Raw genomic sequence first — 26,285 nt, 5'->3', positions numbered from 1 at the left:
CCGGCCCGGGCACGCTGACGCGTCCGCATGCGGCCCCTCCCGCGCCGGAGGGGCCGCACGGGTGTTTCAGATACCCGTCAGACGACGTCGCAGGGGGTGCCGTTGAGGGTGAAGGAGGTCGGCTTGGAGGTGTTGCCGTTGTGGGAGGCCTGGAATCCGATGTCGACGGTGGCCCCTGGGGCGAGCGTGCCGTTGTAGCTGACGTTGCGCGCGCTCACCTGACCGCTGGACGGCGAGTAGGTGGCGTTCCAGCCCGAGGTGATGGACTGACCGGAGGGCAGAGTGAAGGCCAGCGTCCAGCCGTTGACCGTCGAGGTCCCGGTGTTGGTGATGCTGATGCTGGCGGTGAAGCCGTCCCCCCAGGAGTTCATCGTGTAGGCGACCCGGAACTGCCCCGTCCCGGTGCCGCCACTGGGCGACGTGGCGGGCGAGGGGCTGGGTGACACCGGGGGCGACACGACGGGCGACGGGCTGGGCGACTGACCGCCGCTGAGGCTGGTCACGAAGGTCGTCATGCTGCGGGCGGGAAGCGTGACGGTGAGGGACCCGTTCGACATGGTGGTCGCCGCCTGGGGCGCGACGTTCCTGCTCCCGTCGGTCACCCAGGACGAGACACCGGCCGAGCCGGCGTTCGCCACGGTGAACTGCTGGCTCACCGCGGAGGTGTTCTTGTTGATGGCGACGATGACGACGGTGTTGCCACTCCGGTACGCCGAGACGTAGACGTTCGTCGCCGGGTTCGCCGTCGCGTCGATCCGCACATAACCCGGGCGGACGAACCTGGCGAACTGCGCCATGATGGCGCCGCGCTTGCTGATCTGGCCGTCCTCCCGCATGGGGCCGTAGCTGCGCCGGATGTACCACCAGACGTACGCCTGGAACTCGGCCTCCACCATGGCGCGGTGCATGTGCTCGCCCACGTCGAGCGCCTGGGGCCAGGTGTCCGCCGAGTCGGTGCTGTTGGGGTAGTAGACCTCGGTCATCCAGAGTTCTTTGCCCGCGCCCTTCTGCTTGAAGAGGGGGTAGGGGAAGTTCGAGTACGGCGTGCCGTAGAGGTGGGCGCCGATGATGTCCACGTTGGCGAGCGCCGTGGAGTCGTTGAGGATCGGGTCCGACATGCTCTTGACGTACTGGAAGGACTCGGGCGCCATGACCCTGGTGTTGATCGAGCCGGCGTTCTCCCGCAGGAACTTGACCATCTCGGTGGAAGTCCACCACGTCCAGTCGTGCGCGTAGTCGGGCTCGTTCTGCACGGATATGGCGTACAGGTTCACCCCGTTGTTCTTCATGTATGTGCTGAAGGAGTTGAGATGCTGGGCGTACGCGGCGTACTGGTCGTACCTGAGCCGTTTCGCGTTGGTCTGACCTGAGCGGTTGAAGGTCTCGATCATGCTGGCGGGAGGGTTCCACGGCGACGCGAAAACGGTCACCCCGAGCTCGGCCGCCCGCTTCGCCGTCGCCAGGTCACGACCGAAGTCCGACTGGCTCTCGCCGACGGGGATCCGCAGGATGGAGAACCCCAGCTTGCCCTCGCCGGTGCCGAACGCCGTCTCCCGCTGGGCGGCTGTCAGGTCTCCGGCCCAGGCCGCGTGGGTCATGCCGCCGAAGCCCTTGATCGTCTGACGCTGCGCGGACGGATTGACGGTCGCGGTGGCCGCCGCGGCCTCCGTGGCCCCCAGGACCGACGCCGCGGCCGTGAGGACCGGCAGGGTCCCCATCGTCGTCAGGACGGATCTGCGGCTCAGCAACTTCCGCTCGCCGCCCACGGGCTCCTTCTGATCGTGCATCAGGTCTCCTCCTGCTCGGTGGTGCCATTCCCGCGCCTTCTCGGTCCCGTCGGCCCGGACGGCGCCGGTGGCGTCGCCATCGGGCAGACCTTGATCTTGTTATCGGCACTATTGTTGTTAGCGCTAACAATTGCTCGTATGGACCGGCACGTGAATGCGATGGGATGCGGACCGCTCAAGTGGTCACGCGGAGAGATAACACTCCAGCGGAGTTTTGTTCCGCCCCTGGCAGGGGTCAAGCAAGGGCGGACCGGTGAGCGGCTGAACTGCGCGAACGTCTTACTGAACCGTGAAATTTTCAGACCGGAATCTACCGGCCGATTTGCGCTACCGGATCCGGAATGGCAGGAGCGGTCATGCCGGCGAACCGACCGGCGAGCACGCACCGCCGCCGCGTCGGACGTCCGCGCCAGTGGTAGCCATCACCGCGATCGAAGTCCGCGTCGGACACTCCCCCGGGGCGCCAGGTCCGGGCCCGCACGGCGGAGCGCGGCGAACGCGGCCCTCCCCTGTGGGCCCGCGCTTGTCCCCCGCAGGAGCTACCGGTGAATGTCCACTGTGCGGTGACGATCTCGGACCGCCCGATCCGTAGCGTTACGACGCAGCCACGGCGCTCCGCGACTTCCCACCGCACCGCCGTGCGCATCACCCCGGCGTCGACTCCCTCACTGGAGGACCTCATGCTCCGCAGGATCAGGACAACCGTTGCGGCCGCGCTGTGCTGCACCGCGCTCGGAGCGGGGATCGCCGGCTGCGACGGCGACGCGTTGGACAACTGGGACCCCATGGCCCCCGCCACCACGAAAACAGCCGACGCCGCCCCGATCTCCGGCACCGAGAAGATCCATGTCGCGGGCCGGTCGGTGAACGTGTCCTGCTCGGGCGACCCGAAGAAGGGCAAGCCGGTCATCATGCTGATGCACGGGGCAGGCGACGGGCTGGACAAGCTGGCCGCCATCCAGAAGACACTGAGCGAGCAGAACCGGGTCTGTTCCTACGACCGGCTCGGCTCGGGCGCGAGCGACCAGCCGGACGGCCCGCAGAGCTTCTCCAGCACCGGGAAGATCCTGACGGGGGTGCTCGACCGCGTCGCCGGTGACAACCCGGTCGTCCTGGCCGGGCACTCACTGGGCGGGCTGATCGCCGCGAGGTACGCCCCCGACCACCAGGACAGGGTCAAGGGGCTGGTCCTGATGGACGCCACCCCGCCCACCATGCTGGACGACATCAAGAAGGCGATCCCCGAGTCCGCCACCGGCCCGGCGGCCGAGCTGCGCGCACAGAACCTCGCGGTGTTCCAGGGCGAGAACCCGGAGAAGCTCGTCATGACCGACGGCAAGGTCCGTTCCGCCGGAGACATCCCGGTGGAGGTGATCCAGCACGGGAAGCAGTACCTCGCGGCCCTTCCCGAATACGGGCCGCGCCTGGAGCAAGCGTGGGCCGCGGGCCAGCGCGAGTGGCTCGCGCTGTCGAGCGACAGCAAGCTGAGCACGGCCAAGAACAGCGAGCACTACATCTACGTCGACCAGCCCGATGTCGCCGTCAAGGCCATCGAACGCGTCACCGCGCAGGCCGCACGTCAAGCGCACGGTGAGTGACGGGCCAGGCCCAGGACCGGTCTCCTGGCCGGTGACATCGCCAAGCCGCAGATCGACGAGGAGTGGGTGACAGTCGAGGGAGGCCCCGCCCGACGCCGAGCGATCATCGTCGCCGCCTGCGGCTCTTCTCACCTGTGGGTGACTTACGCACTCTGAAGTGCGTTCTTCCCGCGAGAAAGCTACGCACCCATGATGGTGCAAGGCGCTGTCAGGCACCACCTCTGTTTCACCACGAAAGGCACGTCAATGAGCACGTTCTCCGCCTCGCTTCCCGGCGGCACCTGGTCCCTGGGCGACCTGACCGTCACCCGGTTCGGCTACGGCGCCATGCAGCTCGCCGGCCCCGGGGTCATGGGCCCGCCCGCCGATCGCGACGGCGCGCTCGCCGTCCTGCGCGAAGCCGTCGGCCTCGGCATCACCCACATCGACACCGCCGACGCCTACGGGCCGCACATCACCAACCAGCTGATCCGCGAAGCGCTGCACCCCTACTCCGACTCGCTGCACATCGTGACCAAGGTCGGCGCGACCCGGGACGAGCAGGGCGGCTGGCCCCCGGCACGTAAGCCCGACGACCTGCGCCGAGCCGTCAGCCTCAACCTGGAGAACCTCGGCCTCGAGACGCTGGACGTGGTCAACCTCCGGCTCGGCGACGCCCAGGGCCCCAAGCCCGGGTCGCTCGCCGAGGCGTTCGAGACGCTCGTCGACCTCCAGCGGCAGGGCCTGATCCGGCACCTCGGCGTGAGCAACGCGACGGCGGAGCAGGTCGCCGAGGCACGCACGATCGCGCCGATCGTGTGCGTGCAGAACATGTACAACCTCGCCCACCGCCAGGACGACGAGCTCATCGACGAGCTCGCCGAGCAGGGCATCGCCTACGTGCCCTTCTTCCCGCTCGGCGGCTTCAGCCCGCTGCAGTCCTCGGCGCTGTCGGCCGTGGCCGCCCGGCTGGACGCGACGCCGATGTCTGTCGCCCTGGCCTGGTTGCTGCAGCGGTCGCCGAACATCCTGCTGATCCCCGGCACCTCGTCGGTGGCGCACCTGCGCGAGAACGTCGCAGGCGCGGGACTCTCACTCTCCGACGAGGATCTCGCCGAACTGGACAAGATCGGCCGCTGACGGCGGCATTCGAGGACTCTCCCACTGGCGTGGTGCTCCGTCAGGCGACGCGGCTGTCGTAGGTCTCGCGGTTGACGAGCACCTCGTCCATGTGCACCTCGGCCCATGCCTTGAGGCCGCGCATCATCTCGTACAAGGACAGACCGAGATCGGTCAGCTCGTAGGAGACAGTGACGGGCACGGTCGGCACCACGGTGCGGGCCACCAGGCCGTCGCGCTCCAGGGAGCGCAGCGTCTGGGTGAGCATCTTCTGACTGATGCCGGCCAGCAGGCGGGCCAGCTCCGAGTAGCGCATCGCGCGAGGTTCGCCGACGCGGCGCTCGCCGGCGCAGTCGGCGCCCGGCTGATGCGCGCTGTCGCTGCCGAGCGCGGCCAGGATCAGCGTGACCCATTTGTCGGAGATCCGGTCGAGCAGCTTGCGACTGGGGCAGGCCGCCACGAAGGCGTCGTACTCCACCTTGGCCTGTGCCCTCTGCTGGGCCGCCGTCATCGTCGCCATCCGCCGCTCCTCTCGTCCGCGCCCGCCGTACGCACTCTGAAGTGCCTTCTTCCCGATAGAAAGCTACATGCAAACAGTGGTGCAAGGCGCTGCCAGGTAGCATCCCCTGCCCGCACACGCAAGGCAAGTGGCGGGCACCAGAGCCGCCGCCCGTCGGCTTCGGCCACAAGATCCACACCCTTGCGCTAGTTGTATGCCACCCTTCGCCCCGTACCGTCCCCATCAGCGATCGAATCTGCGTGAGAGGGGACCGGCATGTCCGACGATGCGGTGCGGCGCGTGTTCCGATCAGTCGATTCGTTCGATCCTGACGAGTTCGGGCGGCTGCTGGCCGAGGATGCCACGCTGGTGTTCGGCAATGCCGAGCCGCTGGTGGGGCGTGAGGCCATCGTCGCCGGGCTCCGGGAGTTCTACTCCACCATCGGCGGCCTGCGCCACCGGATCGTCCGGAACTGGCGGGTGGATGCCGACATCATCGCCGAGACCGAGGTGACCTACCGGAGGCTCGATGGCAAGGATGCGAGCGCCGTAGCCGTGTCGATCTGGCGCACCCGCGACGACGGCCTGATCTCGGACTATCGCATATTCGTCGATCTCGCCCCCGTCTACGCGGTCTAGCACTCCAGGCCTGGATCGAGCCGGGACGGACAACCCGCAGGACCGACCCGCAGCCGGCTGATCTACGCGTTCACTCAGGCCGTTCCTGGGCCGGTAGGGCGGTCACGGAGAGGGTGCGCAGGTCGTCGAAGGCGTGGAGGAGATGTGCGTCCAAGCTCTGCGAGGGCTCGTCGATCCAGGCTTGGATCGCTTGGTGGAAGGCGGCCCAGCCGATCTGAGCAGCCAGGCCGGACAGCCGGTCGGTGACACCGCGCTGCCGCAGCGCCTCCGCTACGGCTTCGGTGATCGCCGCTGCCTTGGCCAGGTCGCGTTCACGGAGCGCCGGTGTCGCCGCGATGACTTGTAGCCGTGGTTCGGCGAACGGGCGGTTGTCCTCAAGGATCCGTTCGACCTTGCGGAAGGCACGGAGCAGTATTTCGAGCGGCTGGAGACCCTCGGGCGCTTCGGCCACCGCCTGCATCAGCGCGGCGCGCAGGTCGGATTCGCCGTCGAAGAGCACCTCGCGCTTGTCAGGAAAGTGCCGGAAGAACGTGCGTTCGTTGACGCCGGCCCGGGCGGCGATCTCGAGCTGATCGCGGCCGGCCACACCGTCACCGGTCTTGCGCGCTCGGACACCGCCGCCGCCCGGCTGGAGTCACTGGGGGCCACACCCCACCGCGGCTCCCTGGACGACCTCGAGAGTCTGCGCAGCGGCGCCGAAGCCGCCGATGGCGTCCTGCACATGGCCTACGGCGGCGACTTCTCCGACCTCGACGACATGATGAGGCGCGACCGGACCGCGATCAAGGCGCTCGGCCGGCCGTTGGAATACTCGGGCAGGCCGCTCGTCGTGACCTCGGGCACCCTGGTCATGCCCGCCGGCCGGGTGGCCACCGAGAAGGACGAGCCCGACACGGCCGGGATCGCCGCCTTCCGCATCGCGGGTGAGCGAGCGTGTCTGAGCTTCGCCGCCCGGGGAGTACGCGCGAGCGTGGTCCGCCTCGCTCCTACCGTCCACGGCCCGGAAGACCACGGTTTCATCCCCATGCTCATCGCCACCGCGCGAAAGACCGGCGTCTCGGCCTACATCGCAGACGGCACCAACCGGTGGCCCGCGGTGCACCGGCTCGACGCGGCGGTTCTCTTCCGTCTTGCGGTGGAGAAGGCTCCCGCGGGCAGCGTGCTGCACGGAGTGGCCGAAAGCGGCGTCACCTTGAAGAGCATCGCGGAGACGATCGCCCAGGGCCTGGATCTGCCCACGGTCTCGCTGACCCCCGACGAGGCCGCCACGCACTTCGTAAGCCCGTTCATGGCCACCGCCTACGGCTTCGACGGGCCTGTCTCCAGCTCTCACACGCGGGAACTGCTCGGCTGGTCGCCCACCCACCCGACACTGCTCGACGACCTGGAGCACGGCGACTACTTGGCCTCCTGACTCCCCTCACACCTGACGACAGCTCGTGACGGTGGCCAGATCCGTCGGGAACATCGCGTGCTGCGGCACGAGCCAGAGTCGGGCGGCGTGGCCCAGCCCAGGAATACGCCCTCACGGAATGTTGCCAGTGAGGCGTAAAGTTCGTGAGCGACGGCCTGTGTCGGAACAGTGCTCGGAAGGGCTTCCGGGTACCCACAGGCCGTCGCGGTCATGAACGGCCCCGCTCGGGGCCGGGTTGTCAGGCCGCGGCGCGGGCGGCCTCGAACCGGGCGATGACGTCGTTCCAGTTGATCAGGCTCCACAACTTCTCGACGTAGTCCGGCCGGACGTTGCGGTACTGCAGGTAGTAGGCGTGCTCCCAGGCGTCGAACACCAGCAGGGGCGTGGTGTTCATCCCGACGTTCCCGTGGTGGTCGTACACCTGCTCGACCACCAGTCGCCGGCCGAGCGGTTCCCACGCCAGCACGCCCCAGCCCGAGCCCTGAACCGTGGTTGTCGCCGTGGTGAGCTGCTTCTGGAAGGCCTCGAAGGAGCCGAAGTGTTCGTCGATCGCGTCGCCCAGCGCGCCGTCAGGCCGGTCTCCGCCGTCCGGTGACAGGTTCTGCCAGAAGATCGAGTGCAGGACGTGGCCGGACAGGTTGAAGGCGTACGTCTTCTCCAGCCCTACGAGGCCGCCGAACTCTCCCTTGTCTCTGGCTTCGGCGAGCCGGTCGAGGGTGTCGTTGGCGCCCTTCACGTAGGCCGCGTGGTGCTTGGCGTGGTGCAGCTCCAGGATCTCGCCCGTAATCGCCGGCTCCAGCGCCGCGTAGTCGTAGGGCATGTCAGGCAGCGTGTACCGAGTCATCAGTCCCCTTATTGCAAGTTATTCGCAACTACAAGTCTGCTGCAAGAGAGTTGAGCTGCACAAGGGAAGGCACAAGCACGATCAGACGGCCGCCGATCCCCACTTCCCGATAGGAGCCCAGCCCTCCCAGGTGCGGGAGCCACCTCGGAGCCACCCATAGGCACGATCATGAACTGTTCCGTACTGGCGAGACGGCCACGCCATCCTGTACCTCGGCCGACGCGCGCGAAGTGCTCTCCGAGATGCCCGACCGGTCCGTGGACTGCCTGGTGACCAGCCCGCCCTGCTAGGACTTCGGGACTACGACCCCGGTCAGCGGGCCAGGAGCCCAGGCCGGATGACTATGTACCTCAGCGTGTCGGCCGCAGCGCACCCCTCACGTCGTTGCGTGAGGGGTGCGTGCAGGCGTGCAAGCCTGTACGGCCGAAAATCGCTTGCCTCGCCTGGCGGGCTCAGGAAACGTTGTGCCCATGATGCTCTAACGGACAGCACCCCGCTCCACTTCGAGATGCCACGGCGCCGACTCGCCCCGTGATGCCGCCCGTCCATGATCTCTTCAGCAAAGAGAGCGTCTTTGTCTCAGCAACACTCCCGGCAGGAGTTTCTGCCTCCGTCCATCCCCGCCACGGGGCCGGCCACCGTCGCCGTGTTCGCCTCCCCCACCAGTTGGATCGAGTCCGATGCCGTCGCGCAGTGCCACCAGGTGGCCGCCCTCGACGGCATGATGCACGTCGCCGCCATGCCGGACCTGCACCCCGGCAAGGGCGCCCCCATCGGCGCCGCCATGGCGTCGACCAGGCTGTACCCGTTCCTGGTGGGCTCCGACATCGGTTGCGGCATCGCCGTGTTCCCCATCAAGCTCAAGCGCGCCGTACCCGACAAGCTCGCCGCCCGGTTCCCCGATCTCGATCGCGCACTGCATCCTGAGCAGGATGCCGACGACCCGGCCTGGTCCGTTGCCAAGGGCGATATTCCCGCCGGTCACGTCGAGGGCCTCGGGACGGTCGGCCGAGGCAACCACTTCGTCGAGCTGGCGCGCATCGGGACCGTCTTCGAGCCGGGCCACGCGAGCCGTCTCGGACTCGCCGCCGACGACCTGGTCCTCATCGTCCACAGCGGTTCCCGAGGGCTGGGCGAACGGATCCTGCGAGCCCACACCGCGGTCCATGGCGCGGGCCCCGCCCCTGATCCCGGCGCCTACCTGGCGATGCATGACGACGCCGTACGCTGGGGATCACTCAACCGGCGGCTGCTGGCCGCCCGGGTCGCCCACGCGCTGGGGACCGAGCCCACCGAGCCGATCCTCGACCAGTGCCACAACCTGGTCGAGGTCCGCGACGAGATCTACCTGCACCGCAAGGGGGCGGCGCCGGGCGACGGCCGCGACGTGCTCGTCGCCGGTACGCGAGGCACCCCTTCCTACCTGGTGGCCGGCCACGCCGGACCGGACGCCAACCACTCCGTGGCGCACGGCGCGGGCCGCAAGATGTCCCGTGCGGACGCCCTGCGCCGGGGCCGGGCCAAGCACACGGTCGATGAGCTTCGCCGCACACCGATGGGGTCGCTGGTGGTGTGCGGCGACCGCCAACTCCTCTTCGAGGAGGCACCGACGGCCTACAAGCGCATCGAGCAGGTCATCGCCGACCTCGTCGACCACGACCTGGCCACGCCCGTGACCACCACCATCCCTCTGGTCACCTACAAAACTCCCGACATCGGGTCCGCACCTCGAACGGACCACCGGGACCACCGCCGCAAGCGAGGCCGGTCGTGAGCGTTCACCTGCTCCTGTCGGCCGGGCGTGGCCCGCAGGAGTGTGCCTGGGCGCTGGCCAAACTGCTGCACCGCCTGGAAGCCGACGCCACCCGGCAGGGGCTGGAGACCCACCGGACCCGCACTGTCCCCGGGGACCGGGCCGGCACGGCAGTACGGGCGACCCACCGGCCCACGGGGATCGTCGTCACGGTCGACACCGAGCGGCAGTTCAGCCTCAACCGCCGTCGCCACCGTCAACGAGTGGCTGTGACCGTGGAACGCGGATCAGGCGACTGAGCGGATCTTTCCCACGTCACCCGACGCAGCGTCGCCGCCAACCGGTCGCGTGCCTCGATCTGGACGGCAATGCGCTCATTGAGGACGGCAAGGCGATCCAGCGCGATCTGAATGCCCCTGTCCGAGGGGGGCGTGGCCACCACGTCACCATCCAGGCACGGCAGGAACGCACGGACATCTGCCAGGGTGAGACCGGCGGCCAGCAGATGGCGGATGTTACGAACCCGCACCACCACGTCCTCGGCGTAGACCCGGTAGCCGTTGGGTGCCCGCCTGGAGGTGATCAACCCCTCATCTTCGTAGTGCCGCAGCGCACGCGCGGTCGTGCCCGTGGCCCGCGCCAGCTCGCCGATTCGCACCGACCCCACCTCCGCGGCCAGTCCTATCACGCGACCACCGCACCACCGTCCACGGGGAGCACCACTCCCGTGACGAATGAGGCCTGTGGCGAGGCCAGTTGCGTGATCGCCCACGCCACCTCCTCGGGGCGGCCGATCCGTCCCAGCGGCGTGTGGGCTATCTGCCACTCCTTGACCGCGGTCATCTGCTCGGGCGACAGCCCTTGATGTCTACCGATCGGGGTCGCGATCCCGCCGGGTGCCACCGCGACCACTCGGACCCCGCGCGGCGCCAACTCCACCGCCCAGCTACGGGTGAGCAGTTCCAGGGCGACCTTCGTCGCCGCGTACACCGAGTTGCCCGGCCAAGCACGCTGCCCAATCGAGGTGCTCACGTTCACGATCACTCCGCCACGAATCTCCAGCGCGGGCAACGCGGCCTGCGCCAGCAGTATCGGCGCTACCAGGTTCGTCGTCATCTGCGTTTCGATCAGATCTTTGGTCAGCGTCCCGAGCGCCGCGCTGCGAACGATTCCCGCGTTGTTGACCAGCACGTCCAACCGACCGTGTGACTCCATGACGCCGCGCACGATCTCCTCCGCGGCATCCTCGGCGGTGACGTCAGCGGTCACCGGATGGATGCCGTCGAAGCCGGTGGCGGTCTCGGCCAGCGGTTCCGCCCTGCGGCCCACCGCCACTACCCGCGCGCCTTTGCCCGCGAACATCCGCGCCGTCGCACGGCCGATGCCTGTGCCGGCTCCGGTAACGATAACCACCTTGTCCTGCAGTGAGCTGTCCATGCGGGGAATCCTCAAACCCTGACGCCAACGGCAAGGTCAACGGCGGTCGGCACCTGGGCGGACGCTGCGGCCCGCAAACGACCAAAGGCCAGATCCCGGATGTTGGGAACTGGCCTCTGAGCTGGTACTTCGTGGCGGGGCTACCAGGACGTGAAGCTGGGACCTCTTCCTCATCAGGCGGTACCACGCCTCACGTGTGCTAGGTTAGAAGCAGTTGCAGTTGTGGTACCCATGATGAACTTGTGTGCACCTGACGGTATGTAGCCCCAGGTGCATTTTTTGTTTTCCGGTCTTCTCCGGGTGTGGGCCTATCGCGGCAACGCGGAATTCGCGACAGTGCGGATTTCGGCTACGCCTATCAAGAGGAGATCAACATGGCTTCTGGCACCGTGAAGTGGTTCAACGCGGAAAAGGGCTTCGGCTTCATCGAGCAGGACGGCGGCGGCGCCGACGTCTTCGCACACTACTCGAACATCATCTCTCAGGGCGGCTACCGCGAGCTGCGCGATGGTCAGAGGGTGGCCTTCGATGTCACCCAGGGTCAGAAGGGCCCTCAGGCCGAGAACATCGTTCCCGCCTGACAAATAGCGCCACGTATCAGGGCTCACACCTCCAAGGGTGCGGGCCCTGATTCGTTTCCGGCTACCGCATCGCTGCTGCACGAGAATCGGCGGCAGGAGATGCAACCACAGCCGGTTCCAAGACCCGGTCGGCTTCACGCTGCCGGGTCTTTTCACCGCCGCTGCTAGTGTCCGGCCGGGCGGTCGCGCGCGTTGTTGATGCGCAGCGCCTCGGCGAGCTGGTCTTCCAAGACAATGATCCGGCAGGCGGCTTCCACAGGAGTGCCCTGATCGACGAGTTCCCGGGCGCGCGCGGCCAGTCGCAGTTGGTAGCGGGAGAAGCGGCGATGGCCGCCGCTGGAGCGCATCGGCTCGATCAGTTTCGCGGCGCCCAGAGCCCGTAGGAACGCGGGGCTGACACCGAGCATCTCCGCGGCCGCGCCCATGCTGTAGGCGGGGTAGTCCTCATCGTCGAACCGATCCTCGAACCGTTCATCGGCCCTGAAGCCGGCCGTGTCCGCAGTCTTGCCGTGAGCGAGTGTGTCGTCCCCGGCAGTCGAGCGAGGTTGATCCATACGGTCCTTTCCATCACACATACAGGGGGCCCCGGCACCTGTCGCGCCGGGGCCCCGAAGAGTTCAACACCATCTACCGGCCATCTGGCCGGCTTACTGTTTTCCGCGTCCGCCGTACTGAGCGGCGGTGGTGCGGGGATCGCGGATGCGTGACCGTAGACCACCTTCCTATCTGTGGAACTGCGGTACCCGAGCGGCGAGACTCAGCCGGCAACGGGCGATCCTGATGGCGTCAACACTCCCTTCATCTCTACCTTCCGGACCACTGTCCGGCTTCCTGCGGCGTCCGTGATCAGGGCCCCTGAACACTGCGCTGGGCCCGTCACTTCCGGCCTTCTGCCTCAACTCAACTTCGTCTTGCTCCGGGCGGTTCATCGTGGTGCTGGTACTTCCGCCGCCCGGCCGAACCGTTCCTTACGATATGAGAAACACTAGCCTCATCGGCAACAGAAGTCTACTTCCGCGAACATAGATTTTCGGTGTCCGGCGCTGCAGAGCCTTCTGGCGGCGCCACCAGCGGGAACGTCGTCAACGCCGGGCCTCGTTCCGATCTCTCCGACCCCGCTCCCTGAGCTACGCGAGCCGAAGTGCTTGATCGGACCATGAGTGTGGACGGCGCCGGACACATCGGTCGTCGGCCGGGCATGCCGGGTAGCGTCTCGGCGGCCAGGATCATGATCGGGCCACCGTCGCGGCCGCCGCCGAGTCTGACGATGCCGTGGTCCTGTGGTTACGGATCGCTCGTGACGAGTGGGCCTTACTCGCCCCCAGCCGGGCGCCGACTGTGCCGGCGGACCGGGCGATGCGCTGCTCTAGCCCGCCTGCTGGCGGCGTCAGCCAGAAGATGCTCACCCTCCAGGAGCGCGGTTCTCCCCACACTCGGATCACCCGTGAGCAGGATGGCCGCTCGGTCCGTCCCGGCCGCGTCCAGGAACGTCGCGAGCTCGGCGAGCGCGCGGTCCCGGCCTCCATCGAGATGAAACGCGAGCACAACACGGCGAAACGCTGCGTCAACGGAATGAAGGAGTGGCGTGGTGTTGCATGGCTTTCGGCTTCGACAAGACCGTGCAGACCTATCTCGCCGACCTCAATTCTCGCAGGTATCTCGCGTATCAAGGGCCCCTCCCTACCCAATGATTCGAACTACACACAGGCCCTAGCATTGTTATTTTTCCCGGTCAAGATCTTGATAAGTGTTCCAGCTCATGGATCATAGGCAAGAAGGGGCTCCAACTAGTCGTCATATCAACTGTCAAGGGGAATTACCGGATTGAAGCGTCTCCTCAAAGTCGTTCTCAGCGCAGCCGTCGCATCCATCCTCTCCGCACCTCCGACTACAGCAGTATTGGCTTCCCCTGCACCCCCGGCAGCCGGAAGCCCCGAGCCGACAGAGGCGGCGGCCAAGGGGACCCTGGCAATAACGCTATCCGCCCAGGAGCAGCCGAAGCTTGAGCGGCCGACACTCGAAGGGATCAAGCGCGCCTCGCAAGGAAAAGGCATCTCCTTAGAGCAAGCCATCAGGAACTACGCGGTCAATTTGGTGAAGAAGAATCCCGACGTCGAGGGGAAGCTCCCCGACGGCCCTGTTCCGGATCCCGATATCGACATCGACGGCATTCCGTATGCAGAACTGATAGATCTTCAGGGCGTCGCCAAGGCGAAGGGAATCTCCTTCGAAGAGGCTATCGACCGGTACGCCTGGAGTCCGGCGATCAATACGGTGGCCGCTCAGCTTCGTGCGGAGTTCCCTGACCAGCTGGCCGATGTGGCCATCGTGGACGGCGGTCGCGCCGTGCGAATGGGCTTCAAGGGGGATGTGCCGGACAAAGCCATCAGCCTTGCAAAGACCTTGCCCGTTGAGGTGAATCTGTATAGCGGACGAGGGTTCTCTGAAAGGGAACTGCAGGCGGCACGCGAATCGGCGCGCGAGAGCATCGCCAAACGTGATGACGTCGCCCTTATCATCAGCAGATACAATGCCGAAACGGGGCGCGTGACTTTCACGGTGAAGCCGAAGGCGGCGCTCCTCGATGGCGCGAACCTTGACAATCTCGCCTCGGCGATGCGGCCCGCCCAGCCAAGCAACCCAGCGATCGAAATCGACATCAAAATCGATGACGGCTTACACATTACCAAATTGGACGGGTATCTGCGCGGCGGCGGCCTACTCAATAACTCATCCGTTCCATATTACTGCACAAACGGCTTCAACATCATAAACTCATCTACGAACGAAAAGGGAAGTGCTACCGCACGTCACTGCGGCGACCATGCACAATATTACCAATACCAAAATCATTCCAGTTACGACACGGCTACTACGACGGTGGGTCGCGCCTACCGAGCCGTCGACTTCGACCTCGCCCGATACACCGGCGGCAGTCTGACGTATACTCGCACGTTCTATTACGACCAGAATTCGCCTAGATACGCCCATGATGTGGGAACGTCCCCAGTAATCGGGCAACCAGTTTGCAAGTTCGGCAGAACGACCGGCGCGACCTGCGACGATATAGTCGACACGAATGTGGACATCACCAATGACATTGATGATGGGAAGCATTGGTACGGAAACATCGAGACGGACGACATAGCCGACCTCGGAGACAGCGGCGGTCCGCTGTACTACGGCAACAGGGCTTGGGGCATAACCTCCGCGACCACCGACTGCACGATCTGCGATACCCGTTCCCTGTTCGTTGCGGCGGATCGGATCAATGACGCCGGTGGAATGGGCAGCAAGTGGAACGTCTGGGTGTGCTCGACGTGCTGATCGCAAGGAGCGGTGAGCGGAGGCGCCGCTAGCCGGTGTACACGCGCCAAGAGGGGCGCGGATGGCCAATCGAGCTCGCCGCGCCCCTCTTTGCTTGTGTGTGAGTATCTCCGATTCCGCGACGCCCGTCTTCGCCGGCATGTGAACCGGGACCGCGCGGAGAACGTGTAAAGAGAGTGACGCGTAAGCACTGGGCCGTAATCATCGTCTCCGCTGCCGGGCTCGGCCTGGTGGCGCTGCTGTGGTGGACCGCGACCGACAGCGAACGTCAGCTCGAACGGCATGTACGGCTAGCTCTTGAGCGCTACGAGCATGCCTTCGCCAAAGCCGGTGCCCAGGCGACACTGACACCTCTTCCGCGAGACCCATACAGCCCCGTTCTTGGCGTGCCCGCTGTGCGGAAAGCCACCATCCACAGAGATGGATGGACAGTCACCGCCGAGTTCATCGGCGGAAGCACCACCGGTCCTTGTGGCGTCGACTACACCGGGCGAGCGGTCGAATCCGAACACGCGGTCCTGATCGTGGTGGAGGGGCATCCGCATGAGTACGGAAGGTTGTGCACGGCCGGGGGATACTCCAGGCAGGTGACTTTACGGCTCGATCGCCCTCTGGGCGGGCGGACGGTGTTGGAGGCTGTGAGGGGAATGCCAGTTCCCGTCGACCTCGAGAGATAACCGGTACCTCAGTCGGCCAGGGAGCAGCGGGTAACGGGCAACCACAAAATCACCGCGTGCCCTCCCGCGAGATCCGTGCCGCCGGCGAGCTGGACGGTGTAGAGGGCGCTCGCGCAGACGACGGCGTCGTGCTCGCGTCCGCGCCGGAGCAGGCCCAGCTCATACAGTGCGCCCGCGGCCGACGCCGTGCAGTGAGGTCGGCCGGCAAACCATCGCTACCCGCCTGAAACCGATACCTGTCCCTCCAGTGGCACGCCTGCGACTGCCGGGCCCACCGTCCGGCTCACAAAGCCCCACGCGGTAGCAGGGCGCTGGTACGGCCTCGCTATCACTGCCGGGAGTCAATGCCCTGTGGGGAGACGAGCACGCATCCTCAGCGACTTCTCCTGAGCGCCTCTTTCTGGCCGTAAGCCAGCCGTGAAGGCGCAGACTCGCTCGCGGAGCGCGGCCAGGGCCGGACAGGCCACACTGACGGTCCGCAGGTGCGACCCCTGGCCCGGACGCCCAGGGCCAGGGCGATCGTCCGCGGCAGCGTGCGGAGCGGGACACCATAGCGGATGGTCAGCCCGGGCACCTGCTCCAGCGAAAGTCCTCAACCGCGCAGTCGTCATTGCCACTAACAGTCCCGGTGTGAGCGACCACGACGTGGCGTGGTTCAAGCCCAGCCTGTACCCGTAGGAGACCGGGTGCCAGGACCTGCAGATGTGAATTGATCTCTGTCACCTGGTCGGGGCCGGTCCCACTGACGAACGACTGAAAACGATCAAAAGGCCAGGTCCCGAATCTACGGACCTGGCCTCTGAACTGGTGCTTCGTGGTGGGGCTACCAGGACTTGAACCTGGGACCTCTTCCTTATCAGGACTGTCCACGCCGCGATCAGAGGTCCGCGCCAACCTCCTGACCGGTGCTGAGCGGTCGTGCGCGTGAGGGGTTGTGTGCCTCTGTTGCAGTACGCGTTGCAGTACTGCGGCCTTGGGTCGGTGATGTGGGCGAGCGCAGGCTGGGCCGGGAGCGCTACGAGAGCGCGTTCCTGCCGAAGATCGGCCCCTGGGCGCTGTACGGACTGCTGTTCACGATCGTGATCCTGTTCGCCCTGCAGGGCAAGACGATCACCTCCGAGCCCGGCGACGTCGCCCGCATCGCGCTGCCGCTGCTGGCCTATTTCGCCCTGATGTGGTTCGGCACCTTCATTCTCGGCAAGACCCTCGGCCTGCCCTATGACCGCACCGCCACGCTGGCCTTCACGGCTGCCGGCAACAACTTCGAACTGGCGATCGCCGTGGCCATCGCGACCTTCGGCGTCACCTCGGGTCAAGCGCTGTCCGGCGTCGTCGGGCCACTCATCGAGGTCCCGGTGCTCGTGGCGCTGGTCTACGTTTCACTCGCCTGGCGAAGAGGATTCGCAGCCGCCTAGCAGGGCGATACGCGTAGAGGGCCGCCTTGGTTGATGCTGGGCGGCCCTCGTTCACCGGTCAGACGGCAGAGGCGCCAGCAAGAGTTGGCCCATCGCGGCCAGCACGCTCGGCTCGACCCGGTAGTACACCCAGGTTCCCCGCCGCTCGGAGACCAGCAGACCGGCCTCCTTGAGCTTCTTCAAATGGTGGGAGACGGTTGGCTGAGACACCCCCACGTCGGAGATGTCGCACACGCATGCCTCACCGCCGGGGGCGGACGCGACCGCGGAGAACAGGCGCACACGTACCGGGTCGCTGAGTGCCTTGAACATGGCCGCCGTCCGCTCAGCCTCCTCGGCCGTGAGCGTCCGTTCGGTCAGCGGAGGGCAGCAGGGCGCCACAACCTCCGGCTCCAGCACCGGCAGTGTCCGCGGGTTCGACATACATCTATGTTGACACACATCGAACCAAGGCGTGAGAACTGCCCACCGCCTCCCGATGCTGACGGGCAGAGGTTGGTCAGCGCCTCAATCGTGCAGCCAGGCGGCGAGCCATGAGCATGGCGTCCCGGCCCACCCCGCGCAGCGAGTTGGATGACAAGCTGCGCTGCCATTCCAACCCCACGTAAGCAAGAGTGGGGTGGGTCAGAGAAGCGCCTCCACGGTGCAGCGGGCGCCCCTGAGAGTCGAGAGCGCCAGTTCCGGCCAGATACGGCAGGTCCGGGCGGTAGCCCGTCGCGAGCAGGATGGTGTCCACCTGCTCGGTCGTGCCGTCGGGCCACGTGACCTTACTGTCGCCGATCTCGGCGAAAACGGCACGCCGGTCCGGCCTGCCACCGTTCAGGGCCGCCCGGTAGCGGCCGTCATCGAGGACCGGCTGAGTCGGAGGTGTGCGCAGCAGACGGCCCAGCGGCGCAGTGTCCAGCCCGGTGACGGTGAGCCAGAAGTGCAGATCCCGACCAAGGATGTGCTGACGGGCGAACCGTACCGGCGCCCGGGTGGCCAGCGTCACCCGCGCCACGGTCGCGAGTTCGGCGGCGATCTGCACCGCAGAGTTCCCCGCCCCGATCACGATGACTCGCTGACCGGCGAACGGCTCCGGGGCGCGGTACTCGGCCGCGTGCAGCACCGTCCCGGTGAAGTCCTCGAAGCCGGGCAGCTCCGGCCGATAGGGGTTACCGAAGGTTCCGCTCGCCGCGACCACGGCCCGCACGGCGAGGCGGCTGCCGTCGTCCAGGGTGATGTCGAACCCCTCGCCCTCCGCGCTGACCTCCACGACGCGGGTACCAGTGCGAATCTCCACGTCCAGGCGGGCGGCGTAGGCGGTGAGATAGTCGATCACTTCGTCACGGTGCGGGTAACGATCCGGATCCCACCACTGAACGGCATCCCCGGCAAGGAGCTGTAGCGGGCCGGTGAGAACAACGTGAGGCTGTCGTAGTACCGGGGCCATGACCCGGCAGGCTGCTTCGATGCCTCCAGGACCACCGGCTTCAACCCTTGCCGCCGTAGGGCGTTCGCCGTAGCCAGCCCGGACTGACCGCCGCCGATCACCGCGACCTCGATCTGATCCATGACCAAACCCTTCCTTGTTTCGATGAACGTCTATGTTGACGGGTATCGAAACAGATGCCATGCTGGCCGCGCAACTCATAGACGAATGTCGAATCAGAGGAGACGCCGTGACCACGCCCGCCGCCGAACCGCCCGTCGTCGTGATCGGAGCCGGTCCCATCGGCCTTGCCGCCGCTGCCCACTTGATCGAACGCGGACTCGACCCGCTGGTGCTGGAGGCCGGCCCCGCCGCCGGGTCCGCCGTCCGGGAGTGGTCACACGTGCGGCTGTTCTCCACCTGGGGCGAGGTCGTCGACCCCGCCGCCGAAAAGCTGCTCGCCCCGACCGGCTGGGTCCGCCCGGACGCGGCGACGTACCCGAGCGGCGGAGACTGGGCCGAGCAGTACCTTCAGCCGCTCGCCGACACTCTCGGCGACAAGGTCCGCTACAACACCACCGTCACCGGCGTCGCCAAGGCCGGACGAGACCGCGTGGTCGACTCCGGCCGCGACGAGCAGCCCTTCACCCTGCATGTACACACCGCCGACGGCCGCGAAGAGCGAATCAGCGCCCGTGCGGTCATCGACGCCTCCGGCACCTGGACCACCCCCAACCCGCTCGGAGGCGACGGTCTGCCCGCGATCGGCGAGAAGAGCGCGACTGATCGCATCTCCTACCGCGTCCCCAACCTGAGGGACCCGGCGGTACGCGCCCGGTACGCCGGTCGGCGCACCGCGGTGGTCGGCACCGGGGCCTCGGCCTTCACCGCGCTGGCGGCCCTTGCCGACCTGGCCGAGCAGGAGCCGGGCACGCACGCGATCTGGATCCTGCGGCGGGGCATCGGCGCAAGCACCTTCGGCGGCGGCGAGGCCGACCAGCTCCCCGCACGCGGCGCCCTCGGGCTCGCCGCCAAGGCCGCTGTCGAGGCGGGACACGCCAGCGCGGTCACCGGCTTCCGCACCACGGCGATCGAGCGTGACGGCGACCGCCTGGTGCTCATCGCCGATGACGGCCGCCGCACCGAACCGATCGATGAGGTGATCGTGCTGACCGGCTTCCGCCCGGACCTGTCGTTCCTGTCCGAGGTGCGCCTCGGCCTGGACGAGCGTCTGCAGGCCCCGCTTGCGCTGGCGCCGCTGATCGACCCCAACGTGCACTCCTGCGGCACCGTCTACCCGCACGGCGTCAACGAGCTGTCCCACCCCGAGCAGGGCGTCTACCTGGTCGGCATGAAGTCCTACGGGCGTGCCCCGACGTTCCTGGCCATGACCGGATATGAGCAGACCCGCTCCATCGCCGCCGCCCTGGCCGGTGACCGCGAGGCTGCCGAACGCGTCGAACTGGTCCTGCCTGAGACCGGGGTGTGCGGCGGCTCCGGCCTGTTCGACCAGGCGGACACGGCGCAGGCGTCCGGTGGCTGCTGTGGGGCGCCCGCCACGCTGCAGATCGGTATCGGCGCTCCCGTCTCCTCCGGCGGCTGCTGACCGCAGTGTCCGATCTTCACGCTCGCGCTGCCGCGACCGGCTCACAGGACCGGTCGCGGCCGCGTGCCGTCCTGCCCGCCCTGTGCCTCACCCAGATCACTAGCTGGGGAGTCGTCTATTACGCCTTCCCTGTGCTCAACCCGGCCATCACCGCGAACACCGGATGGCCCGTTGCCGCCTCCACAGCGGCCTTCTCCGCGGCTCTGCTCGTCTCCGCTCTCGCCGGCATCCCGATCGGCCGCATCCTCGACGCCAGAGGCCCCCGCACCGTCATGACCACCGGATCCGTTCTAAGCGTGATCAGTGTGCTGGGCGCCGCTCTCGCGCCCAACCTCCCCGCCTTCACCGCTGCCTGGCTCCTTGCCGGTGTCGGGATGGCGGCGACCTTCTACCAGCCTGCTTTCGCCGCTGTGACCCGCTGGTGGGGGCACGACCGGGTTCGAGCGCTCACGATCATCACCTTGGCCGGCGGGCTGGCGTCCACCGTTTTCGCCCCTCTCACCGCCGCCCTCGCCGAGCGCCTGTCGTGGCGGGCCACTTACGTTGTGCTCGCCGCCATCCTGGCCGTGATCACCATCCCGGCCCACGCCCTTGCGCTGCAAGCGCCCTGGCCTCCCGCCCCGCCTCCACCCGCACACCAGGCGGGTGCCGCATCGGGGAGGGTCGCGGGCAGCAGGACATTCCTTCTGCTCGCCTCGGCGTTCACCTTGTCCGCGTTCGCGATGTATGCCGTCGTGATCGCCCTGGTGCCCCTCCTGACAGAGCGCGGCGCCTCCACCACCGCCGCCGCCTGGGCGCTCGGTCTCGGCGGCGCCGGCCAGACCCTCGGCCGCACCTTGTATGCCGCCCTTGCCAGACGCACCAACGTGACGGTCCGCACCGCAGCACTCATCGCGGCCGGAGGCGCCACCACCGCCGCCTTGGCCGTCGTCCCCGGACCCATCATGCTGCTGACCGCGCTGGCCATCACGGCTGGAATGGTGCGCGGCAATCTCACCCTGCTCCAGGCCACCGCCGTCCCCGACCGCTGGGGTGCAACCCACTACGGCCGCCTGTCAGGCCTGCTGACCGCCCCTTCCACCATCGCCGCAGCCCTGGCCCCGTTTGCCGGGGCCGCTCTCGCCGCTCCCTTGGGGGGCTACTCCCAACTGTTCATCCTGCTCGCAGGGATATCCGCGCTGGGCGCGATTCTTACTCTCGGCACCCGTGCCCATTACTTCACCGATTGAGATCGTCTTTGTCCTGGCGCCTGATTAGTCCAAGAGGTCGGGGCGACCGGTGGTAAGGGCACGGCGGGCTGTCGTATAGGTGCGCATCGGCGCATTGGACGTGCCGTCCGGGAGAGTGTGCATCTGGATCGTCTCCAGCGCGTGTTCCTCGGCCCGGTCATTGTCCTCCAGCCACGTATACACGGTGGCGGCATAGGACACCCACTTGGCGTGGTCGAACACGAAGTGGTGATCCGGGTTCTCGGGGAGCGGCAGCTTGGCGAGGATGTCGGCCCGACCCCCTCAGCGCGTGGGACGGTGACCGGTGACCAACCCGCACGACCGCTCCACACCCCGCGCCATACGGATGGCACAACCCCTCGCTCGCGAGGTCGTGGAAGAGATCGCCAAGCAGTACGGCGTGTGCATCCGCCCGGTTCCGCTCCGGCGGCAGGACATCCTCACCGGACAGGTCGAGGTCATCGACGTGCCGTGCGGGCCACGCTGGAGAGCAAGTTCCCGCCGTGCGCCAAGCGCAACCGGCAGCTCCGGCGGGCGCAGTGCCGGGAGGGCTGGCACCTCGACCACGAACCCGTGAACCTGCCCGACAACGCCGATGAGTATCAGCGTCACCTTGTCGAGCTGCGGGCCGATGCCCAGGCGTGGCGGGATGAGGTCGAGAAGGCCGGCGGCGACACCACCGACCTGGACGCCGCGATCGTAGAGCTGGACGAGGAGATCAACGCCGCCGGGATGCGCGGCAACGTCCTCGGCCGCACCTCCGGCAAGCGAACGCGCTCGACCAAACGGCGGCAGGACGCCCCGGACCTGCCCAAGCGGCAGATGACCAAGACCACACTCGGGCGGACATTCACCGGCTCGGACGGCAAGACCTACCGGCCGTCGATGTTCGTCACCCTCACGCTGCCCTCCTACGGACGAGTTTTGGAGGGCGCACCGCTCGACCCGGACCGGTACGACTACGCGCGGGCGGCCCGGAACGCGCTGCACTTCTCCAAGCTGGTGGATCGCTTCGTGCATAACCTCCGCCGAGTGGCGGGCTATGACGTGCAGTACTTCGCCACGGTCGAGCCTTAGAAGCGGCTCGCTCCTCATCTATATATGGCGATCCGCGGCACCCTTCCGAGGGCAGAGCTGCGGCAGATCATCGCCGCGACGTACAACCAGGTGTGGTGGCCGTCGACCGATGAAGTTCGTTTCGAGGGTGACCACCTGCCGCTGAGCCCGGCGGACCAGGATCGAGCCGTGCTTGCCGCGCCGGACCAGGCGATGCAGGGTCTGGCCCTCGTGGTCGGTCAATCGCCGTGCTCGTACGGGCTCGGCCATGCGCTCCTCCACTGTCGGTACCGATCGCTGGTACCGACAGTGGAGGCAAACCCGATCAAAGACCCGGAAGCGACCCGGCGAACCTAAGTGGACACCCCACTAGCCGCCGCCCGTCTCTCTCCTGAGCGGCGCCATCGACGGAGCAGCCGTTGCACTGTCTCCTGTCTTCGCCCTACAACCGGACAGGCGCGTGGAGGGCCTGATCAAGCGCATGGGGCAGGTCCGCGCCTCTCTCGCGTCTGTCACATCCTGCGAGGCAGGTTCCTTAGCGGAGGAGATTGAGGTCTTCTCCGACGGAGACCGCTACCCGGATGCTTCCCGCTTCCTTCTAACGGCGATTCCATGCCTCTCGGATAGCAGGTGGCGAGGTCAGCGACGATCTCGGTCCTTGATTGAGCCCCACCTGCCGTTGGGCGAGCGGGGACCGATCCCGGACCTGCGGCGGCAGTCTGTCAACGACGCTCGAATTCTGGATCAGGCGCACTTTCCGTGATCGGACCCCGGCTGAGCTGATCACGGTTCAGGCGTTCTAGCCAGTAGGTCGCCCGTCGATGGCGACGATCTGCGGCGTGTTGATCAGTGAGATGGTCGGGGCGTTGTTCCCTCACCTGGCCCGCGTGTGCATTGACCAGGTGTTGCGTGCGGGAAGGACGGTGCGGATCCGGGCCAGGACCGGCACCGTGGAGGCGGCGTGCCCGGACTGCGGGGTTCGGTCGCGGCGCAGGCACAGTCACTACGAACGGCGGTTGTCCGACACCGCAGTCGGCGGCCAGGAACTGCTCATCCACCTGCGGGTACACCGATTCTTCTGCCGTAATACCGCCTGCGCGAGAGCGACGTTCGCCGAGCAGATTCCCGGCCTGACGGTGCGATACGGCCGCCGCAGCATCCCAGCGGGCAAGGTGTTGGCGGCGATTGCGCTGGCGCTGGGCGGTCGCGCCGGGGCCCGCCTCACCCAGCGCCTGGCCACCTCAGTCAGCCGGACGACCCTAATCCGATTGATCCGCGGCCTGCCCGAGCCGCCCCTGTCAGCCGGGCCCGCGAGTGCTCGGCGTGGACGACTTCGCCTACCGGCGGGGCCACTCCTACGGCACCATCCTGATCGACATCTCCACCAGCAGGGTGGTCGACGTGCTACCTGACCGGACGGCCGAGACCCTCGCGGCCTGGCTGCAGTATCACCCCGGCGTCGAGATCGTGTGCCGGGACCGGGCCAGCGCCTATGCCGAGGGCGTGGCCCGCGGCGCACCGCAGGCGATCCAGGTTGCAGACCGCTGGCACCTGTGGAGGAACCTCGGCGAGGCCGCCGAACGCACCCTCACCCGGCACCGCCATCACCTGCCGTCCCTGGTCCCCGCGCTCAACGCTCAGCCCACACCTGCTCCGCCTGCGCAGGCGTCCACCCCGCCTCGGATACCCGCCGACCGCGACGACCGGATCGCTGTTCGCACCCGGGAACGGCATGCCGTCGTTCACGCTCTGCTGAAGCAAGGCCACGGCGTCCGGGAGATCGCCCGGCGGTTGAACCTCGGTCGCAACACCGTCCGGCGCTTCGCCCGCGCCGGCAACCCTAAAGACCTGCTGGTGCATACCGGTACCGGCCAACGCCCCAAGGCGTTGGACGCCTATGACGGCTACCTGCGCACGCGGTGGGCACAAGGATGCACCAACGCCGAACTGCTGTGCCGTGAACTGCGCAATCTCGGTTACCGCGGCAGCAGCACCGCCGTCCGCAAATACGTCCGCCCCTGGCGAGCCGGCCTACCACCCACCCCGGCTTCGCTCCGCCCGCCCACGGTCCGGCAGGCCACCGGCTGGTTCCTGCGCAACCCCGCCCGCCTCGAACCCGGCGAGCAACACCACCTCGACACACTCACCGCCTTATCTCCCCAGCTGGCAGCCCTCCGGATTCACGTGCGTGAGTTCGCCGACATGATGATGAACCGCCGCGGCCGGGACCTGGAGGCATGGATCAACGCGGTACTCCGCGACGACCTGCCTGATCTGCGCTCCTTCGTCACCGGGGTACGCCGCGACCAAGACGCCGTCACCGCCGGCCTCACCCTGCCCTACAGCTCCGGACCCGTCGAAGGGCACGTCAACCGGACCAAGATGCTCAAGCGGCAGATGTACGGCCGCGCCAACCCCGACCTCCTGCGTAAACGCCTCCTGCTGGCCGACTGACCAGGGTCCACTTCACGGAAAGTGTGCCTGATCCAGTTTTCACGCGTCGTCGACACAGTCAACGGAGTGAGTGGCGCTCCCGTGCGGGCAGTCCATGGCGGGACCTGCCCGCGGAGTACGGGCCGTGGTCCGCCCGGTCGGCCACAATCGGGACCTGTACAAGGAACGCGACACGGCTGAGCGCTGCATCAATCGGATGAAGAAGTGGCGTTGCCTGGCCTTTCGCTTCGACAGAATTTCCAAGAGCTATCTCGCCGGCCTTCACTTACGTCGTGCCATTGTGTGGATCCATAGCCTCCGGCCCGCTTGAAGATGCGCAAATCTGTCAGGCCCTAATCTCGGTACTATCGCCTGGCCAAAGCTGTCACAGATGCTGCGCCGGTGGCCGGATTAGGCCACGGAACGGAGATGTTTACGTCAGTCCTCTTTCGAGACAGAGGGACGGGAAGTGGCAGAGCGATGCGATCCCCGGAAGGCCGAGGCGTGGGCGCTTTCGACCCGGACCTCGCGGTTCGCGCTGAGGAGGCAAGTCCGTGCGGGGCGCGGCTGGTCGCGGCCGGAGCGGAAAGCAGAGACGTAATGAGCGGGCCCCAATTAAGATGTGAGCCCCACTCTGTTTGTTTCGGTGCAACCTGACAGGTTGTGCTTATTGTAAGCGCAGTTGTGGCTCTCTTAACATCACTGGCGTGGGCCCTCCCGGGCCCCGGCCAGGAGGCGCATCGATGGGGTTTCCACGGGAATACGGCGACGACGTAACCGGCATAGCGAAGGGATGACGCCGCGTGTCACAACCAGACGAAAGCGTGATGATTAAGAGTCTCGGCTCAACATACTGGAGCTGGCGTCAATACCAGGAAAAGACATACTGGTGTTGGAACGCGACAACTGTCAGCATCGCGAACTTCTACGCCAACGCGCGAGCATGGACCCAGTGCGGGTTCGCCACCGCGGTCCTCAACAGGAAAGACTCCCGGCTCGCCGCCCAGCAACCGTTCCAGTGCTGCCCGGATGGCGCGTTACGCGGGGACTGCGACCAGGGCTGGTGGCCGGATGCCGGGCCGCTGCAGCAAGCCGGGGTCTACGTCCCGGCCCCCGAAGATGCCAGGAATCACGTCGACTGGGTGGAGGCACCCGGGTGGGTGCAGGTCAGAAGGTTCCCGGCGTTGACGAAGAACGAGGTCAAGGCGGAGATAGACGCCGGACGCCCGATCATGATGAACATCGGCTGGGGTGGCAACCTCTCCGGCCACATCGTCAACATCTGGGGGTACAGCTACCGCCCGGAGACCGGTGAACTGGTGCACGTCTGGGTGCATGACCCGTGGCAGGGCACTCACGGGACATACGCGGGCCAGGAGAACGATCCCATCATGTGGGTCGCGTGGGAGACGCTCTTCGGCGGCTACCCGGGCGGCCCGAACGGCACCTGGAACAGGACCTTCAAGACTCGGCGAAACTAG

The 26,285-nt window shown here is 67.1% G+C and carries 26 protein-coding genes and 2 pseudogenes; 17 read left to right on the top strand and 11 right to left on the bottom strand.

Features of this window, described 5'->3' with window-relative positions; genetic code table 11:
• Positions 1-77: 77 nt before the first annotated feature.
• Positions 78-1,787: a cellulose binding domain-containing protein gene (locus tag ACQPZZ_RS00230; protein WP_432927785.1), complete on the bottom strand. Its 1,710-nt coding sequence runs from the start codon at positions 1,785-1,787 to the stop codon at positions 78-80.
• Between the two features lie 638 nt (positions 1,788-2,425).
• Here ACQPZZ_RS00230 and ACQPZZ_RS00225 point away from each other — a divergent pair.
• Both ACQPZZ_RS00225 and ACQPZZ_RS00220 read left to right on the top strand, forming a co-directional pair.
• On the top strand, positions 2,426-3,385 hold the full coding sequence (locus tag ACQPZZ_RS00225) for an alpha/beta fold hydrolase (protein ID WP_432927783.1): 960 nt from the start codon (positions 2,426-2,428) through the stop codon (positions 3,383-3,385).
• A gap of 246 nt (positions 3,386-3,631) precedes the next feature.
• A complete protein-coding gene (locus ACQPZZ_RS00220; RefSeq protein ID WP_432927781.1) occupies positions 3,632-4,504 on the top strand; it encodes an aldo/keto reductase family oxidoreductase in 873 nt (290 codons plus the stop codon).
• Between the two features lie 40 nt (positions 4,505-4,544).
• Here the strand turns inward: ACQPZZ_RS00220 and ACQPZZ_RS00215 are convergent, their stop codons facing one another.
• Positions 4,545-5,003, bottom strand: coding sequence for a winged helix-turn-helix transcriptional regulator (locus ACQPZZ_RS00215; RefSeq protein ID WP_363635913.1), 459 nt, complete (start codon positions 5,001-5,003; stop codon positions 4,545-4,547).
• Between the two features lie 255 nt (positions 5,004-5,258).
• Between ACQPZZ_RS00215 and ACQPZZ_RS00210 the strand changes: the two genes are divergently transcribed.
• Positions 5,259-5,621, top strand: a complete 363-nt coding sequence (locus ACQPZZ_RS00210; RefSeq protein ID WP_363635915.1) for a nuclear transport factor 2 family protein — start codon at positions 5,259-5,261, stop codon at positions 5,619-5,621.
• A 70-nt stretch (positions 5,622-5,691) separates the two neighbouring features.
• On the opposite strand, the gene ACQPZZ_RS00205 is transcribed toward ACQPZZ_RS00210, so the two are convergent.
• Positions 5,692-6,207: a TetR/AcrR family transcriptional regulator gene (locus ACQPZZ_RS00205; RefSeq protein WP_432927778.1), complete on the bottom strand. Its 516-nt coding sequence runs from the start codon at positions 6,205-6,207 to the stop codon at positions 5,692-5,694.
• Here ACQPZZ_RS00205 and ACQPZZ_RS00200 point away from each other — a divergent pair.
• On the top strand, positions 6,139-7,035 hold the full coding sequence (locus ACQPZZ_RS00200; RefSeq protein ID WP_432927776.1) for an SDR family oxidoreductase: 897 nt from the start codon (positions 6,139-6,141) through the stop codon (positions 7,033-7,035). The genes ACQPZZ_RS00205 and ACQPZZ_RS00200 overlap by 69 nt on opposite strands.
• 238 nt (positions 7,036-7,273) lie before the next feature.
• On the opposite strand, the gene ACQPZZ_RS00195 is transcribed toward ACQPZZ_RS00200, so the two are convergent.
• Positions 7,274-7,879: a superoxide dismutase gene (locus tag ACQPZZ_RS00195; RefSeq protein ID WP_432927774.1), complete on the bottom strand. Its 606-nt coding sequence runs from the start codon at positions 7,877-7,879 to the stop codon at positions 7,274-7,276.
• Between the two features lie 574 nt (positions 7,880-8,453).
• Between ACQPZZ_RS00195 and ACQPZZ_RS00190 the strand changes: the two genes are divergently transcribed.
• Positions 8,454-9,653, top strand: coding sequence for an RNA ligase RtcB family protein (locus ACQPZZ_RS00190; protein WP_432927772.1), 1,200 nt, complete (start codon positions 8,454-8,456; stop codon positions 9,651-9,653).
• On the top strand, positions 9,650-9,931 hold the full coding sequence (locus tag ACQPZZ_RS00185) for a peptide chain release factor family protein (RefSeq protein WP_432927770.1): 282 nt from the start codon (positions 9,650-9,652) through the stop codon (positions 9,929-9,931). The genes ACQPZZ_RS00190 and ACQPZZ_RS00185 overlap by 4 nt, the downstream gene beginning before the upstream one ends.
• Here ACQPZZ_RS00185 and ACQPZZ_RS00180 read toward each other — a convergent pair.
• Both ACQPZZ_RS00180 and ACQPZZ_RS00175 read right to left on the bottom strand, forming a co-directional pair.
• Positions 9,889-10,290 carry a MerR family transcriptional regulator gene (locus ACQPZZ_RS00180; RefSeq protein WP_432927768.1) on the bottom strand — a complete coding sequence of 134 codons (402 nt, stop codon included), beginning with the start codon at positions 10,288-10,290 and terminating at the stop codon, positions 9,889-9,891. The genes ACQPZZ_RS00185 and ACQPZZ_RS00180 overlap by 43 nt on opposite strands.
• A 26-nt stretch (positions 10,291-10,316) precedes the next feature.
• The gene (locus ACQPZZ_RS00175) at positions 10,317-11,069 is read right to left on the bottom strand and encodes an SDR family NAD(P)-dependent oxidoreductase (protein ID WP_432927766.1); all 753 of its coding nucleotides are present in this window, start codon (positions 11,067-11,069) and stop codon (positions 10,317-10,319) included.
• 374 nt (positions 11,070-11,443) lie between these two features.
• Here ACQPZZ_RS00175 and ACQPZZ_RS00170 point away from each other — a divergent pair, with 374 nt between their 5' ends.
• A complete protein-coding gene (locus ACQPZZ_RS00170; RefSeq protein ID WP_036324202.1) occupies positions 11,444-11,650 on the top strand; it encodes a cold-shock protein in 207 nt (68 codons plus the stop codon).
• A 164-nt stretch (positions 11,651-11,814) separates the two neighbouring features.
• Here ACQPZZ_RS00170 and ACQPZZ_RS00165 read toward each other — a convergent pair whose 3' ends face one another.
• Entirely contained in the window at positions 11,815-12,075 is a 261-nt protein-coding gene (locus ACQPZZ_RS00165) for a MerR family transcriptional regulator (RefSeq protein ID WP_432934693.1), read from the bottom strand.
• Between the two features lie 1,399 nt (positions 12,076-13,474).
• On the opposite strand from ACQPZZ_RS00165, the gene ACQPZZ_RS00160 reads away from it, so the two are divergent.
• Both ACQPZZ_RS00160 and ACQPZZ_RS00155 read left to right on the top strand, forming a co-directional pair.
• Positions 13,475-14,977, top strand: coding sequence for a S1 family peptidase (locus tag ACQPZZ_RS00160; RefSeq protein WP_432927764.1), 1,503 nt, complete (start codon positions 13,475-13,477; stop codon positions 14,975-14,977).
• A gap of 1,663 nt (positions 14,978-16,640) precedes the next feature.
• A pseudogene (locus ACQPZZ_RS00155) lies at positions 16,641-17,069 on the top strand (arsenic resistance protein); the annotation flags it as partial.
• A 51-nt stretch (positions 17,070-17,120) separates the two neighbouring features.
• On the opposite strand, the gene ACQPZZ_RS00150 reads toward ACQPZZ_RS00155, so the two are convergent.
• The 3 genes from ACQPZZ_RS00150 to ACQPZZ_RS00140 all read right to left on the bottom strand — a co-directional run bounded on the left by ACQPZZ_RS00150 (position 17,121) and on the right by ACQPZZ_RS00140 (position 18,623).
• Complete coding sequence (locus tag ACQPZZ_RS00150) at positions 17,121-17,492, bottom strand: ArsR/SmtB family transcription factor (RefSeq protein ID WP_432927762.1); 372 nt, start codon at positions 17,490-17,492, stop codon at positions 17,121-17,123.
• A gap of 76 nt (positions 17,493-17,568) precedes the next feature.
• Complete coding sequence (locus ACQPZZ_RS00145; RefSeq protein ID WP_432927760.1) at positions 17,569-18,501, bottom strand: flavin-containing monooxygenase; 933 nt, start codon at positions 18,499-18,501, stop codon at positions 17,569-17,571.
• Positions 18,387-18,623: an FAD-dependent oxidoreductase gene (locus tag ACQPZZ_RS00140; protein WP_432927758.1), complete on the bottom strand. Its 237-nt coding sequence runs from the start codon at positions 18,621-18,623 to the stop codon at positions 18,387-18,389. The genes ACQPZZ_RS00145 and ACQPZZ_RS00140 overlap by 115 nt, the downstream gene beginning before the upstream one ends.
• A 107-nt stretch (positions 18,624-18,730) precedes the next feature.
• On the opposite strand from ACQPZZ_RS00140, the gene ACQPZZ_RS00135 reads away from it, so the two are divergent.
• Entirely contained in the window at positions 18,731-20,086 is a 1,356-nt protein-coding gene (locus ACQPZZ_RS00135) for an FAD-dependent oxidoreductase (RefSeq protein ID WP_432927757.1), read from the top strand.
• A 5-nt stretch (positions 20,087-20,091) separates the two neighbouring features.
• On the top strand, positions 20,092-21,315 hold the full coding sequence (locus ACQPZZ_RS00130) for an MFS transporter (RefSeq protein ID WP_432927755.1): 1,224 nt from the start codon (positions 20,092-20,094) through the stop codon (positions 21,313-21,315).
• A gap of 24 nt (positions 21,316-21,339) precedes the next feature.
• Here the strand turns inward: ACQPZZ_RS00130 and ACQPZZ_RS00125 are convergent, their stop codons facing one another.
• The gene (locus ACQPZZ_RS00125) at positions 21,340-21,537 is read right to left on the bottom strand and encodes a hypothetical protein (protein ID WP_432927753.1); all 198 of its coding nucleotides are present in this window, start codon (positions 21,535-21,537) and stop codon (positions 21,340-21,342) included.
• Positions 21,538-21,786: 249 nt separating this feature from the next.
• On the opposite strand from ACQPZZ_RS00125, the gene ACQPZZ_RS00120 reads away from it, so the two are divergent.
• The 6 genes and pseudogenes from ACQPZZ_RS00120 to ACQPZZ_RS00095 all read left to right on the top strand — a co-directional run bounded on the left by ACQPZZ_RS00120 (position 21,787) and on the right by ACQPZZ_RS00095 (position 26,285).
• Positions 21,787-22,392: a replication initiator gene (locus ACQPZZ_RS00120; RefSeq protein WP_432927751.1), complete on the top strand. Its 606-nt coding sequence runs from the start codon at positions 21,787-21,789 to the stop codon at positions 22,390-22,392.
• A 24-nt stretch (positions 22,393-22,416) separates the two neighbouring features.
• Complete coding sequence (locus tag ACQPZZ_RS00115; protein WP_432927749.1) at positions 22,417-22,728, top strand: hypothetical protein; 312 nt, start codon at positions 22,417-22,419, stop codon at positions 22,726-22,728.
• Positions 22,729-23,192: 464 nt separating this feature from the next.
• A complete protein-coding gene (locus tag ACQPZZ_RS00110; RefSeq protein WP_432927747.1) occupies positions 23,193-23,783 on the top strand; it encodes a transposase family protein in 591 nt (196 codons plus the stop codon).
• Positions 23,686-23,973 (top strand): annotated as a pseudogene (locus tag ACQPZZ_RS00105) (ISL3 family transposase); the annotation flags it as partial. The gene ACQPZZ_RS00110 and the pseudogene ACQPZZ_RS00105, both read left to right, overlap by 98 nt.
• Before the next feature lie 252 nt (positions 23,974-24,225).
• On the top strand, positions 24,226-24,825 hold the full coding sequence (locus tag ACQPZZ_RS00100) for a transposase (protein WP_432934691.1): 600 nt from the start codon (positions 24,226-24,228) through the stop codon (positions 24,823-24,825).
• A 782-nt stretch (positions 24,826-25,607) separates the two neighbouring features.
• Positions 25,608-26,285: a C39 family peptidase gene (locus ACQPZZ_RS00095; RefSeq protein WP_432927745.1), complete on the top strand. Its 678-nt coding sequence runs from the start codon at positions 25,608-25,610 to the stop codon at positions 26,283-26,285.

It is taken from the genome of Microbispora sp. CA-135349, assembly GCF_050947365.1.
GTDB lineage: Bacteria > Actinomycetota > Actinomycetes > Streptosporangiales > Streptosporangiaceae > Microbispora.
The sequence above is the reverse complement of the archived record's forward strand: the minus strand, read 5'-3'. Positions and strand labels throughout refer to the sequence as shown.